This is a genomic window from Caldibacillus debilis DSM 16016, assembly GCF_000383875.1.
GTDB lineage: Bacteria > Bacillota > Bacilli > Bacillales > Caldibacillaceae > Caldibacillus > Caldibacillus debilis.
On the sequence record NZ_KB912913.1, the window covers coordinates 1 to 14,504 of the forward strand.

Here is a 14,504-nt window from a genome sequence, read left to right on the forward strand (position 1 = left end):
CTTCACACCAAGGGAATTGATTATTCAACAGAAAAAATCCAGGATGCCATCCGGAGTGCGACGATTACGAAAGTGCACTTGGATGGAAAAGAAATCTTTATAAAAAATAAATCTGACGACGTATTTTCCGATATTTTAAAGGCATTTGGGCTAGAAGATATCCCCGCATATGGGGTTAAAGATAAAAGGACGAAAACATATCTACATACCAAAAAATAAAGAACTCCCCAAAAAACGCGATCATGACGCTGTTTTCGGGGAGTTTTTGTTTCTGGAACTGTAAAAGTCGGGAAATCGGCCGGTTTCCGGTTTTTCGCCCATTTCTTTTTCCGCGGCGGCAAAAGATAAGGCTGTTTCCGGAGGGATTCCTCCGAAAACAGCCTTTTTCCTTTTCCGGCCGGGACAAGTATTGTCCGGCGCCGTTTTCGCGGGAAGAAACCTAAACGTTTCTTCCCGCCTGTTTCATGAATCCTCAATCAGCGCCATTTTCCCTGGCGGGCGTCGTGAAATTCCTGCTGTTTTGATTGTTCAGGCCGCCGTTCCTTCCTTCGCTGCTGTTTCCGCCGTTTCCGCCGTTTCCACCGCTTCCGCTGCTGCCGCTGCCCCCGTTATTTCCGCCGTTTCCTCCCTGACCGTTGCCGTTTCCGCCATTATTCTGGCCTCCGCCGCCCTGGTCGTTTCCTTGGCCGTTGTCATCCCCGCCATCATCCTGCGGCTGTTCCTCGGAGGCTTCATCGTCGTCATCCGACCCGTTCTGTCCGCCGTTCGGCTGGCCGTTCCCGTTTTCGGGCAGGCCGGGCTGCTCCTCGTCGGAATAGGCCGTCAAATCGACGGTCACGCTGGCCGGGCGGCTCTTCATCCCTTCATATACCGCATAGACGGTAAAGGTATATTTGACCCCGGGCGTCACGTTTTCGATGACGAGCCCTCTTTCGTCCGTCGTCTTCAGCAATTGCGGCGCGCCGCCGTTTTCGGACACGTACACCTCAAAGGCAAGCCCTTCCGCTTTTTTGGCCTTCCATTGCAAGGTGATGGAATTTTCCTTTTCATTGAAGCGCGCCTTCAGATTTTCGGGCGCGGGAATCTCGCTGATTTGATCGGAAACTTCCTTCGGCTCATAACCTTTGACGAAGTATTCATAGATGATTTGGCTGGACGGGGTAAAAGGACCGGCCAGCTGGGGCGGGTTCGTCCCCCTCACGACGCCCAGCCGCACCACGCTTTTCGGCTGGGTGAAATCGGGCGTGTCGATGCCTTGATGGACATAGGCCATTAAGTTTTTGAAGATTTGTTTGGCCAGCGGTTGTTCCGCGGGGCTTAATCCGTCCTTTTTCTTTTCGTACCCGACCCAGACGGCGGCGGTGTAGTTGGTGGAATATCCGCCCATCCAGGAATCGGGCACGAATCGGTCATCCAGCCCGTATTTTCTCAATTCCTCATCCGTATAGTTCGTCGTCCCGGTTTTTCCCGCCAGGGGGATCCCCGGAACATTTGCGCTGACCCCGGTTCCGGCCCGCATGACCGTTTTCAGCATGTCGGTGATCATGAAGGCGGTATAGTCGCTCATGGCGACTTTGGAGACGATGTTCGGTTTGATCTCCGTCTCGCCGTCGCTCAGCACGATCTTCTTGACCGCATGGGGCTCGTTGTATACCCCGTTGTTTCCGAAGGCGCTGTAAGCCCCGGCCAGATGGATCGGCGCGATTCCCTTCTTCATTCCCCCGATGGCGTACGATTCATAGATCGTATCCTCCAAGGGGATGCCCAAATTGACGGCGAATGACCGGGCCTTTTCGAGGCCGACGGTCTGCAGGGCCTTTACCGCCGGAATGTTCAGCGATTTTTGCAGGGCGAACCGCATCGTGACATTTCCGTAATACCGGTTGCCGAAGTTGTTGACCTTCGTTCCGTCCGAGTAGGTGTGGGGCTTATCCTCGAAGATCTGGGCGGTCGACCATTTTAAATATTCGATGGCCGGTCCGTAGTCCAAAATCGGCTTGATCGTCGACCCGGGCTGGCGCCGGATGTCCGTCGCATAATTGAGCCCCCGGAGCACCTTTTGATGGCGGCCGCCGCCGATCGCCCGGATTTCTCCGGTTTTCGTGTCGAGCAGAACGACCCCGGACTGGATTTTGTCATTCGGGAAGGCGATAATTTTATCCGTATTCAGCAGTGTATGGACGTATTCCTGGGCCTTCGGATCCATGGTCGTATAAATTTTTAACCCGTCGGTGTACACGTTGTAGCCCATTTTTTCCACTTCGTCGATGACCCGGTCGATGAACGATTGATACGGGGAATCGTCCTTGAGGTTTTCTTGTTCTTTCACGATCAGATCTTTAACTTTTACCTTTTGCGCCTCTTTCATTTCCTTTTCCGAAATGAACCCGTGCTGGTGCATCAGGCTGAGGACGGTGTTCTTCCGTTTGTCGGCCAGATCCGGGTTGACGAAGGGATTGTAGGCGTTCGGGCGCTGGGGCAGCCCGGCGATCAAGGCGGCTTCCGGCAGGGTCAGTTCGTCCAGGTCCTTTCCGAAATAGGTGTTGGCCGCTGTCTTGATGCCGTAAATATTTCCCCCCATCGGGATTTTGTTGACATAGATCTCGAAGATTTCTTCTTTGGACAAGTTCTGTTCCAGCTGAAAGGCGAGCCAGGCCTCCTGGACCTTTCGTTTGATCGTTTTTTCATTGGATAAATACGACATTTTGACCACTTGCTGGGTTAAGGTGCTTGCGCCCTGGGAGCCGAATCCGTCGGTGATGTTGCTGATGACCGCTCCCCCCAGGCGGATCAGGTCGATCCCGTGGTGTTTGAAGAAGCGGACGTCTTCCGTGGCCAAAATGGCGTTTTTCACGAGATCCGGGATTTCTTCAAATGGCACGTAATCCCGTTTCTGGATGCCGACTTCCGTGATGAGGTCGTTATTCATGTCATAGATCTGCGAAGAAACCGGATCCTTCAATTTTTCCGGATCCAGCTTAGGCGCATCGCTGACCATGATGGCAAAGGCGCTGACGCCGGCAACCAAACAGAAAAAGCAGGCAAGAAGGCAAGTCAAAAACACCTTTTTGGCGATATCCTTCTTTGCCGACCGTTTTTTTCGCTTGATCTTCTTTCTTTCCACTCTCGATTTATATTGTTCGCTCATGGGGAACCTTCCTTTCCTTCCGAATTGGAAGCAGTGCCGCGTCCGTGCTTACGGACAAAGAATGTCGCGGTAAATGGAATCTATTATTCTAATATAATCAATTCTCGGCCGTATTCCAAGGGGAATCCGATGGCCGAATGCGGCGATCTCCTCTTTCTTGATGGATTTCCTTCCGCCCGCTTTCATCCGGTCCCAAAATTGCAGCAGGTATTTCCCTTCCAGCAAAAAAATTTCTTCCGATTTGGCGAAGCGGATGATCAGAAAGGAAATCCCGCCGCAATCGATGACATCGCGGATATGCCGGATCTGGTGCTCGTGGATGTTTTTCAGCGGGAAGCTGGTTTCGTTTCTCGTTTCCTTCGCTTCGAAATCGATGTATCTCCCTTTGTAGACCCCGTTGTAATCCGTCGTCGAGGGGGTTTTGAAATAGGCTTCCTTGATGACCGCCGCGCTTCGGTGCGGATAATCCACCTGAACGATTTGCACGGGAGTGGGCTTTTTATGGATAACGGCGATTCGATGGGCCAGATAATAGGCGTTCGTTTCGTTGATATCCTCTTCCAGGGTCATTCCCCGGTTGGCATATCCGTATTTTTTTTCATCGGTTCGGGATTCGTGCCGGGAATCGTACTTTTTCCCGTTCGGGTAATGGATCGTCATGTTCTTCCCTCCGGTCCGTCCCGATTCCGCTGCACCCATTATTATTCGACGTAAACGGAACGGGTTCGGTTTCATTTTTTCACCGGCACCTCGGAAGGCCGATGGAAAACACGGGCAAGGATGAAGCGTTCCGGGTGCTACTCCCATTTTACCAAAAAACGTTCCTTTCTTCCTCTTTTGGTCCGTTCCCATGGAACCGGACGGTGCCGCCGCTAAGTACATCCGTTCGATCCCGAAAAATTTTTCCCGGCCCGCTTATCAGCGGGGGACGCCATGGACGGGGAGGGATGGAAATCCGAAAAAAACAAGGGATGGCCCCTTGTCTTTTGGAAAACAGATCCGATTCAGGTCGACGGGATGTTCGGCCCTTCCGTTTTTTTCTCCTGTTGGGCGGCCTTTAAATCCTTCCCTTTTCCTTTGCCCGTTTTCCCTTTTTCCGCTTTCTTCTTTCCCATCCGCATTCACCCCCTTCCGTTAGTATCTTTCCCTTTCGGGAGTTCATGCAAAATTGGTCCGGAATTGTCTGATTCCTTCTTTCTTTGCCGATTTCCTTCTGTTTTTGTCAACGGGGAAGGAAGGGGAATCCCCATGCAGAATAAGCTAATACAGAAGAGGGAGGGATGGGTGATGAAAAAGATGGACTTTTCCTCTGCCCTGGAGGAACTGGAGCTGCTCTTGGAAACTGCGGAGCGCCGATTGAGTGCAGCCGTGAAGACGGAAAAAAGGCGTTTGGAGAGGGAGATGGATGTGCAGCTGGTCCGGCTGGAAAAAAACGTGGCCCGGTTATCCTACGGGAACGGAGCGGAGAAAAAGGCGATTTGAGGGATGAAAAGTGATGCGGAACCATATGCGCTTGCGGCCATCGGGACGGGCACGCTTGATTGCCCGAAATACCGGATGGTTTTTCTTTTTCTTATCATTTGCCTTTTTCCGGGGAAGAAAGCTAAGATGGAGATGAATCAAGCAAAAAGAGGGAAGGGAAATGGCGGACATTCCAAAACTTGCCGAATTGACCAAGGAACTGCTCCATTATTTAAAAGAAACCGATGAAATCTTTCAGGAAGTCAAAAGAAAGGGAGAAAAAAGGGATTTTTACACGGAGGTCAAACCTTATTGCGACCGCCTCCACGGCGTCGTCAGCCGGTGGAAGGATCTCGCCGCCGAATGGCAGCGGGAGGCGAAACCGAAAAACATTTTTCCGGTCCAGATTGAAAATACCGCCGAAAATTTCAATACGATCGCCGTGCAGGCCTTCTATCCGGAAACGAGCTATAAGCGGTTCAAGCATCATGCTTCCTCCATCCATTACATCCTGGAAAAAATGCTGGCGGAACTGGAAGGGGATTCCGCCGATGAAAAATCACCTCCCTCCGCATGATCCCATACATTAAAAGCAAAGGGAATCCTGTGGAACGGAAGGAGAAAGGATCATGTTTATGCCGCTCTATCGCCGCCAAGGCGGATTCATGTACAGAAACCTGCCGCAATGGCCCCCCTATCCACCCTTTCCCCTGCCCCCCCAGGGGATGCCGGCGATCCGGCCGTTTGCGCCTCCCCTTTCATCCGGCGGGATGGCGGCGGAAAATTTTTCCGGAGGAAACCCGGCCCAGCCCGCATACGGACAAGGGAATCCTTCCCTCCCCAATCCGGTTCAAGGGAATCCGTTTTCCCAACCGCCGGTTTTTCCGGGCGTCTTTCCCCCAGTTCCCGGCAGGCCTCCGGGATTTTCGCTCCTGCTGAATTCCTTTAAAAACAAGGATGGAACGATCGATTTTCAAAAAATGGTCAACACCGCGGGTCAAATGGTGAACACCCTGAATCAGGTCACCGGTTTGATCAAAGGTTTTTCCCAAATATTTAAAGCGTAGACGTAAATGGGGAAAGGGCGTTTCCAAGGCGGGGGAATGGGGGGTAAAGCGGCGGATCATTCGGGGGAAGACCGGAGATGCGCCCCTTTGACGGATTCGGTCAAGGAAAGGGCGGCCAACGGAAATGGGCCCCGGGGAAAGAGGCCCTCATTTTCCGATCTTTCAAAACGAACATCTATTCGATATAATGAAGATACGGTTGGCCATGCCGGCTCGCAGCGGGGGATGGCGGCTTCGGGGCCGCATCCATCCCGTACGGAGAAAAATATGTTGAAGGCACCGGGTGAAAAAGATGGAGAGGAAAAAGGATATCGGCACGTTCATCGAGTGGTTTCGCAATCATGAAGCGTTCAGGGAAAATATCGTCCATTGGGAAACGATTCCCGAACGGGAGGCCCAATACGCCCCCTTTCCCGAAGCGCTGCATCCGAAATTGAAGGAGATTTTGGAAAAACGGGGGATCAAACGGCTGTACACCCATCAGAAAACGGCCTTTGAATACGCCGCGGCGGGAACGGACGTGACGATCGTCACGCCCACGGCATCGGGGAAGTCCCTCTGCTATCACTTGCCCGTGCTGCAAAAAATTTTGTCGGACCCGAACGCGAGGGCCCTGTACATCTTTCCGACCAAGGCCTTAAGCAACGACCAAAAAAGCGAATTGAACGAGTGGCTGGATGAAGGGGAATTGCCCGTCCACTGCCATACATACGACGGCGACACGAGCCCGACCGTCCGGCAAAAGATCAGGAAGGCGGGCCATATTGTCATCACCAACCCGGACATGCTCCATACCGGGATCCTGCCCCATCATACGAAATGGATCTCCCTGTTCGAAAATTTGCAATATGTGGTCATTGATGAGCTCCATATTTACCGCGGGGTATTCGGCAGCCACACCGCCAACGTGATCCGGAGGCTCCGGCGTCTCTGTAGATTTTACGGTTCGGATCCGACCTTTATCTGCACCTCCGCCACCATCGCCAATCCGAAGGAACTGGCGGAAAAATTGACCGAAAAGCCGATGAAGCTGATCGAGGAAAACGGCGCGCCGGCAAGCCGGAAACACTTTGTCTTTTACAATCCCCCGGTCGTCAACAAGATGATGAACATCCGGAAGAGCCTGATCGCGGAAAGCACCCGCATCGCCGGGGAACTGCTGAAAAACGGGATCCAGACGGTCATTTTCGCAAGAAGCCGGGTAATGGTGGAGCTCATTTTGACCCGCTTGCGGAAGATGATGGGCGACGGGGCCATGGGTCAAAGGATCAGCGGCTACCGGGGAGGATACCTGCCTTCCGAACGGCGACGGATTGAAAAGGGATTGCGGAGCGGCGACATCATCGGGGTGGTGAGCACGAACGCCCTCGAGCTCGGCGTCGATATCGGCCAATTGAAGGCGAGCGTGTTGACCGGATTTCCCGGCACGATTGCCAGCGCCTGGCAGCAGGCGGGACGGGCCGGACGGAGGGACGGGGAGGCCTTCATCCTCTTCGTTGCCGGTTCCTCTCCCTTGGACCAATACATCGTCCGGCATCCCGAATACTTTTTCGGGAAATCTCCGGAAACCGCCCGGATCAATCCGGACAACCTGATTATTTTGGCCGATCATATCAAATGCGCCGCCTATGAGCTACCCTTCCGGAAAGGGGAGGCTTTCGGCGGGGCGGAAGTGGAAGATCTTCTCGATTATTTGGCGGAAAAGAAAGTCCTCTATCCGAACGGGGACAAGTTTTACTGGATGGGGGATTCCTTTCCGGCCCACAACATCAGCCTCCGTTCCGCTACCCAGGAAAACGTGGTCATCATCGAACGGATGGAAGGCAATCGGACGAGGGTGATCGGGGAGATGGACACCTTCAGCGCCTTGACTCTCCTCCATGAAGAGGCCATCTATTTTCATCAGGGCAACCAGTATCAGGTGGAGGAGCTGGACTGGCCGGAAAAAAAGGCTTATGTCCGGGAGGTGCAGGTCAATTACTACACGGACGCCCATCTGGCAGTTCAGTTGAAGGTGCTGGAATCGGACCGGGAAAGGAAAATCCCGAACGCCTCCGTCTTCTTCGGCGACGTGAGCGTCCAGGCGATGGCCACGGTCTTCAAAAAGATCAAACTGGAAACGGGGGAAAATATCGGTTCGGGCCCGATCCATCTGCCCGAGCAGATCCTGCATACCCAATCGGCCTGGTTTTCCCTGGATGAACCGCTCACCAACCGGTTTGAGATCGAGCATATGGAAGAGGCGCTGGAGGGGATCAGCCATGCCCTCCGCCACATCGTCTCCGTGTTCATCATGTGCGATCCGCAGGACGTCCACGTCGTCCCCCAGGTCAAATCGACCTTCAACGGCAAACCGACCGTATTTTTCTATGACCACTATCCGGGAGGCGTCGGTTTGAGCGAACAAATCTACGACCAACTGGAAGAAATCATCGAGGCGGCCAAATCCCTCGTGGAAGGCTGCCCCTGTGAAAACGGCTGTCCTTCCTGCATCGGCGCCGGGTTTCAAAGCCCGAAAGGGAAGAGGGATTGCCTGCGGCTCTTCTCCGGTTTGCTCGGCGCCGGAAGCGGAACGGGGAAAGAAGGGACGGAACGTTGAGCTTGAAAAGGAAACTTTCCCTTTACGAATCCTATGTTGTCCGGAAAGAACATCCGCCGGATGCGGCGGAGGATGTTTCCGCCGGACAGGAAGGGAAAAACCGATCCGGTTCCGCCGCTCTCCCGGCGGAAGCCGCACCCGCCGGACCGAAACGGCGGGAGATCCCCTATATGCGGGAATGGGAGGCGGCGGGCGTCCGCCCCTACTTTTCCGGGGACGGCTATTGCCTGATTCGGGAGACCTCCTTTCCCCTGGATCGGCAAAGGGGCCGATACCGTTTCAGCGATTTTTTTGCCGCCATGGCGGCCTGGCAGGAGGTTTCCTTCGACCATCCCTTATCCGGCAAAGGATACCGGCCGGAGCAGCTCTTCTTTTTTGACATCGAGACAACCGGGCTGACGACGGGAGCCGGCAACACGATTTTTTTGCTCGGTTACGCCTTTTTTTCCGGGGACCGGCTCATCCTGCGCCAGCATTTTCTGCCCGAGCCGGGGCAGGAGATTCCCCTTTACGAAAGTTTTTTGAAAAGCGTCGATTACCGCCTGCTCGTCACGTATAACGGGAAGGCCTTCGACTGGCCGCAGGTGAAAACCCAGCACGCCCTGATCCGGGAGCACCTGCCCAAACTGCCCAAGTTCGGCCATTTCGACCTGTATCACGGTTCGAGAAGATTGTGGAAGCATCGGCTCGATTCCGTCCGGCTGACGGACGTGGAACGGGACGTCCTCGGGATCGAAAGGGAGGAGGACGTTCCGGGTCATCTGGCGCCGATGATTTATTACGATTTTTTGGAGACGAAACGGCCGAAGGGCATCCTGAAAATCATGGAACACAACGAAAAGGATATTTTGACCCTCGTTCCTTTATACACCCACCTCAGCTTCCAGCTGCTGGATCTCGATCCCCGGCAGACGGACGCGGAAAAATTGGCGGCGGGGCGCTGGTACGCCTCCTTGAAGGAAAGCGAGCGGGCCGTCCGGCTCCTGGAAGAGGCCGCCTTTGACGCAAAGGACGAAACCGATTTGTACGAACTGTCCCTCCAATACAAAAGGTTGGGGGAATACGGGAAGGCGATGGAAATCTGGGAATATTTGGCGGATGAGGGGGGCGGAAAACACAAAGTGCTGGCCGCCATTGAAGCCGCCAAATATTTGGAACATCAGAAAAAGGATGCGAAAGCCGCCCTGGCCCTCTGCCGCCGCATCGCTTCCGAGCTTGCCGGCGGCGGTCTGGATTCGGAGAAGTTCCGGGAAGATTTGGCCCGCCGCATTCTCCGTCTGGAAAAAAAGGCGGCGAAACAGGTACCGTAAGTTCCGATGGGAATGGCTGAAGGCGGATGTTTCGGGCGGAAACGGGCGGGATTTTCCGGGAGGGGGGTTCCGCCGCCGTTTTTGTTGCGGCTAGGATTTGCCGGACAGCTTCGTCATTTGGAAAGCGGGGACTTTTGCCGCCGTTTTTTTGCGGGGCAAAAGTTTTCGGCTAAAAAGGCGGCGGAAAAACGGCGGAAACGGAATGGGAGGACGGATCGGCCCCGGATGCGAAGGGGAATGACCGGGACGTCCGGCTCCGGCAGGGTGCGGCCCGCCGTACCGGGCGACCGGTCTTTAGCGGACGCACCGTTTGAAAAAGGCCGGAAACCGGGCGGCTGCGGGAAGGGCTCGCGCCGGCAAAAGGCGGGGAAAATAGGTCAATTCCTTAGTACAGGTTTCCGCCGCTCTTCATAGTGTATTAGTGTATAAACTCTTTCAGGAAAGGAGTTTGCGCGATGTCCCAATTTCCGCCCAATGTTTTGCGGCCGATCGTCTATCCGACGCAGCATTTTGTCAATACAAACCGATTCACCCATGTCGTCCCCCATATTCATCCCTCCCACACGACGACGGTGAACCGGCATTTTTTCAAACATGAACATCATTGCCCGCATACCCACTCCGTCGTCAACGAGGTTTGCCATCAGCACATCGATTGCTGCCATCGTCCGCCGATGTACCCGTTCTGACCGGAGAAAGGAATAGTGCCCGCGACAAAGACGGGCGCTATTTTTTTCCTTTGCGTGCTTTGGAATCGCCGGTTCCCGGTCCCTGATACGAATTGACAAAATCACCGTTTTTTGAAAAAATGTTAGTAATGAGTGTAGACATGACGGGGTGAAAACTGTGATTGCGAGCAAACTGCATCTTTCTGCCCAGGAAATATTGGAGAAGGAATTTAAAACGAGCATGCGCGGATACAATCAAAAGGAAGTCGACGAATTTTTAGATATTATTATTAAAGATTATGAAATCTTCCAGAAAGAATACGAGGAATTGTTAAAAGAGAATCAAAGGCTGAAAAAACAGTTGGAAGAAGCGAGGCGGCAATCGTATCCGTCTCCCGGGGTCACCAATTTTGACATTTTGAAGCGGCTGAGCAATTTGGAAAAGCATGTGTTCGGCGACAAGCTCAACGAATGAGTTCGGCAGGGATCAAAGGTTTCAGAACTTCGATACATACGCCGCGTTGCCTGTCAAGGATCATCCCTCCGCTTTTTAAATCCATCGCGGTCTTTTCCATGCCGGGGCCGGGTTCTCGGGAATTTTCCCACCATGGCCCCGTTTTTTTTCTTGGACGGAATTACTAGCACCAAGCAATGAAAGGATATTATTGATGATGGTTGGTGTTTATGCGTCTTGACTTAAATAAAAATTAGGATCTCGTTTAAATCTTCATTGTTTGACTTGTTCAGCGGAAAAGATATGGATGGGGCATAACTAACCTTTGGTGTTAGTTATGCCGTCCAAGTTTTTTTTGCCCGAAATCATCCCCCCTGGCGTCGGCGAATCCACCGGGATGGTCATGACTTTTCCCGTGGGGGTCTTCCATTTTTCCGTTCCTTTTCCCCCTATTTTTTGTAAATCGGATCCTATTTTCATTTTTTCACTCTTTTTATCTTTTTTTCCTTTAATATGGAAATTTTTCTTTTTTTGCCGATACATCATCAATGAACAATCTTCCCGTGGGGCCTTTCGCCCGCCGTTTCCGGTGACCGGTCTGCCGCCCGGATGAGGAAGGCCCTTTTATGCCTGAAACCGCCGAAAGGCCATTGATTCTGCCAGACATTTAGAGGGGGATCGGAATGCGCAAGTTCAAGGCTGTTCAGTTTCTCGCTGTTTCCTTGCTCTTGATCCAGCTGTTCATTCCGTACGCGCAGGCGGCGGAAGTCCAACCGGATCCGGAAATGTTCGAAGGTTTTGCCGGGAAACAGCCGGTATATGTATACGCAAGTCCGGCGAAAAATGCGAAAATCATCAAAACCTATGCTTACGGCGATAAAATCGCCTACCGGAATTTTTCGGCCGATTGGCATGCGACGGATGTCACGGTGAACGGCAAAGTGCAGACCGGCTATATTGCGGCTGGGGATGTGGGGCAGGCGGTGCCGGGCGCCAGAGGGATTGCCCTGAATGAGAAGACGAATATTTACAGCCAGCCGTCGGTAAATGCCAAAATATTGAAAACCTACCCGGCCGGGACGATCCTGAACTACCAGGCACACGATGCCGAATGGTTCCGGACGACGGTCGACGCCGGAGGAAAACGGCTCACCGGATATATTTACCGTCCCGATGTGGAAACGATTGTCACCCATCCGTCCGCCGGCAGCGGCTTCGCTGCAAAAATACCGACGAACGTGTATGCGTCGCCTTCGGCAAAAGCAAAGGTCATAAAAACCTATAAGCAAGGATCTCCGCTCCAATACCATACCTTTACTTCCCGATGGCATGAAGTCACGGTTGTGGTCAGCGGGAAGAAAATGACGGGCTATGTAAGCAAAGGGGATGTCGGGGATCGGAATACCCAGCTGAGCGGCTACGCCGTAAACAACGAAGCGGCCGTTTACAGCCAGCCTTCCGTCAAATCGCAGAAGTTGAAAACCTATAAAAAAGGAACCCTATTAAAATACAAAGTTTATAACGCCAGCTGGTTTCAAGCCGTCGTCTATGTAAATGGCAAGGCGAAAACGGGCTATATCCAGGCGAGTGACGTCGGAGCGGCGCCGACGCTGAAAGGTTTGTCCCTTAAGAACCCCACGAGGGTGTACAGCAAAATGTCCAGGAGTTCCAAAGTTTTAAAGGCATACGCTAAAGGGCTTGTTTTAACCTACAAACCGGTAAACAATGAATGGCACCAGGCGACGGTAACCGTCAACGGGAAGAAATATACCGGATACATCGCGGCGGGCGATGTGAAGACGATCATTCCGACGGGCGACACGAAGATCGTCAATCCCTACCAGGTCTATTCCTATAACGAAATGGTGCGGGACATCGAAAAATTGTATCTCGCGTATCCGGAACTCATTTCGTATAAAGTCATCGGAAAATCGGAGTACGGCCGGCCCATCTACGCCGTGGCCTTGGGCAAAGGGAAGGCTGCCGCCCTGATCCACGGTTCCCACCACGCGCGGGAATGGCTGACGACCAATTTGAACATGTATATGATCGAGCAATACGCGAAGGCCTATTATAAAAAGCAAAAAATCGGCGGCTTCAATGTGTACGACATTTTGAACGCCGCGACCATCTGGTTCATTCCGATGGTCAATCCGGACGGGGTGACCCTCCAACAGGAAGGTTTAAAGGCCTTCCCGAAAAGTTTGCATAAAAACCTGATCAAAATGAATAAAGGGAGCAAAAATTTCAAACGTTGGAAGGCGAATGCGAAGGGGGTCGACCTGAACCGGCAATACAATGCGGGATGGAAGACCATCAAGGGCAGCCCGAGCGGCCCGATGTACAAAAACTTTAAAGGGTATAAGCCGGAAAGCGCCGCGGAAGTCAAGGCCGTCTTGAAACTCGTTCGGGAAGTGGATCCGGAAATGGCCGTCGCCTATCATTCGAGCGGCAAGATCATCTATTGGAACTACCTGCAGACCGGCGCCCGGTACAAGCGGGACCATGAATATGCGAAAAAGCTGCGGAGCTTGACGGGATACCGGCTCGTTTACCCGAAAGGCGTGCCGTCCGGCGGAGGATTTACCGATTGGTTCATCCAGGCGAAGAAGCGGCCGGGTTTTACCATCGAAATCTGCAAATACGTCTATGAAACGAACCCGCCCGTTTCGGAGTTCAAGCATGTTTGGAAAGAAAACCAGGCCGTCGGTCTGTATGTGGCCCGAGAAAGCGCGAAACTTGCAAAAAAATGAAGGTTTGCCGATGCGCGGCTGGTGTCCCGGCGGCTGTCCCTATAAATCCCAAGAGAGGCGGGGACCGGGCCTTCTTTCTGTGGCAGGCATGAGGAATCATGCCGGGAAGTTTGCCGCCGGCGTTAACGCGCCCATCCGGCAAGCGCCGCGGGATGAGGATGTCCCGGTGGAAAAGCCCTTTCCGGCCGGGAAAATGGCGCCCGGGTCCCCTCGGGAAGGGGACGATCGGCCGGGGATGGGGGATTGCCGGGAAAAACAGGCATGCGGGCCGTTCTTTTTGAACAGTCTGCCGCCCGGTTTGGCAATCATTTCTATTGTCACGGCCGGAATTTTTCGTTATAATATTAAAACGCAAAAATCCGTCCATAGCGTTCGGGTAATCGCTGCAACGCGGCCCTTCGGCCCGTTGTAGAGGAAAGTCCATGCTCGCACGGTGCTGAGATGCCCGTAGTGTTCGTGCCTAGCGAAACCATAAGCTAGGGCAGTCTGGTCTTGCGACTGGGCTGACGGCTGGGGAACAGCCTAAGTCCGTTAAGGATATGGCTTAGTACCCTATAAAAGTGCCACAGTGACGCAGCTCTAAGGGAAACCTTAGAGGTGGAACGCGGTAAACCCCACGAGCGAGAAACCCAAATTATGGTAGGGGCGCTTTCTCCGAGGAAATGAACGAGGAGAAAGGCGGGGATTTCCCCGCAGATAGATGATTACCGCCGGCCTTCCGTCCAAGACGGCGGCCGGTACAGAACATGGCTTATAGAACGTTATGGACGGATCAATAATTGGAAGAAGGTCCCGTTGCATGGGGCCTTTTTCCTGACTTTTGCAGTTAAAATCCCTAATATTCTTTAAAAACGTTGATATATCAAGGGTTTTAAAGGATGTTTGTTATAAATTTAATGTATATATGCTAAAATAGGCAAAATATCCAAATTTTTGTTGTTATAAAAGGATTTATTTGCATATATACAAAAAATAATGATAAAAATTTTTTGTAACCTAAAAAAATCAGTATTCTCAAGGGTTTGGAGGTAATTCTCTCCGGCA

Annotated in this window: 10 protein-coding genes, 1 other RNA gene and 1 pseudogene; 10 read left to right on the forward strand and 2 right to left on the reverse strand. The window is 52.8% G+C overall.

What is annotated here, in order from left to right; genetic code table 11:
- A pseudogene (locus A3EQ_RS22815) lies at nucleotides 1-219 on the forward strand (IS1634 family transposase); the annotation flags it as partial.
- A 253-nt stretch (nucleotides 220-472) separates the two neighbouring features.
- Here A3EQ_RS22815 and A3EQ_RS0114535 read toward each other — a convergent pair.
- Together A3EQ_RS0114535 and recU are read right to left on the reverse strand one after the other, a co-directional pair.
- Entirely contained in the window at nucleotides 473-3,148 is a 2,676-nt protein-coding gene (locus tag A3EQ_RS0114535) for a penicillin-binding protein 1A (protein WP_020155881.1), read from the reverse strand.
- Between the two features lie 48 nt (nucleotides 3,149-3,196).
- Nucleotides 3,197-3,808 carry a Holliday junction resolvase RecU gene (recU, locus tag A3EQ_RS0114540; protein ID WP_020155882.1) on the reverse strand — a complete coding sequence of 204 codons (612 nt, stop codon included), beginning with the start codon at nucleotides 3,806-3,808 and terminating at the stop codon, nucleotides 3,197-3,199.
- Nucleotides 3,809-4,435: 627 nt separating this feature from the next.
- Here recU and A3EQ_RS0114550 point away from each other — a divergent pair.
- The 9 genes from A3EQ_RS0114550 (at nucleotide 4,436) to rnpB (ending at nucleotide 14,219) form a co-directional block, all read left to right on the forward strand.
- A complete protein-coding gene (locus A3EQ_RS0114550) occupies nucleotides 4,436-4,630 on the forward strand; it encodes a hypothetical protein (protein WP_020155884.1) in 195 nt (64 codons plus the stop codon).
- 160 nt (nucleotides 4,631-4,790) lie between these two features.
- Nucleotides 4,791-5,186: a YppE family protein gene (locus A3EQ_RS0114555; RefSeq protein ID WP_020155885.1), complete on the forward strand. Its 396-nt coding sequence runs from the start codon at nucleotides 4,791-4,793 to the stop codon at nucleotides 5,184-5,186.
- Between the two features lie 193 nt (nucleotides 5,187-5,379).
- Nucleotides 5,380-5,676, forward strand: coding sequence for a YppG family protein (locus A3EQ_RS21230; protein WP_244874600.1), 297 nt, complete (start codon nucleotides 5,380-5,382; stop codon nucleotides 5,674-5,676).
- 292 nt (nucleotides 5,677-5,968) lie between these two features.
- The gene (locus A3EQ_RS0114570) at nucleotides 5,969-8,275 is read left to right on the forward strand and encodes a DEAD/DEAH box helicase (RefSeq protein WP_040369544.1); all 2,307 of its coding nucleotides are present in this window, start codon (nucleotides 5,969-5,971) and stop codon (nucleotides 8,273-8,275) included.
- The gene (locus tag A3EQ_RS0114575; RefSeq protein WP_020155889.1) at nucleotides 8,272-9,585 is read left to right on the forward strand and encodes a ribonuclease H-like domain-containing protein; all 1,314 of its coding nucleotides are present in this window, start codon (nucleotides 8,272-8,274) and stop codon (nucleotides 9,583-9,585) included. Before A3EQ_RS0114570 ends, A3EQ_RS0114575 begins: the two co-directional genes overlap by 4 nt.
- Nucleotides 9,586-10,040: 455 nt before the next feature.
- On the forward strand, nucleotides 10,041-10,274 hold the full coding sequence (locus A3EQ_RS0114585; protein ID WP_020155891.1) for a CotD family spore coat protein: 234 nt from the start codon (nucleotides 10,041-10,043) through the stop codon (nucleotides 10,272-10,274).
- 157 nt (nucleotides 10,275-10,431) lie between these two features.
- On the forward strand, nucleotides 10,432-10,728 hold the full coding sequence (gene gpsB / locus A3EQ_RS0114590; protein WP_020155892.1) for a cell division regulator GpsB: 297 nt from the start codon (nucleotides 10,432-10,434) through the stop codon (nucleotides 10,726-10,728).
- A gap of 662 nt (nucleotides 10,729-11,390) precedes the next feature.
- Nucleotides 11,391-13,460 carry a M14 family zinc carboxypeptidase gene (locus A3EQ_RS23010; RefSeq protein ID WP_020155894.1) on the forward strand — a complete coding sequence of 690 codons (2,070 nt, stop codon included), beginning with the start codon at nucleotides 11,391-11,393 and terminating at the stop codon, nucleotides 13,458-13,460.
- A 368-nt stretch (nucleotides 13,461-13,828) separates the two neighbouring features.
- Nucleotides 13,829-14,219: RNase P RNA component class B (gene rnpB, locus A3EQ_RS22275), an RNA gene on the forward strand.
- Nucleotides 14,220-14,504 lie beyond the last annotated feature (285 nt).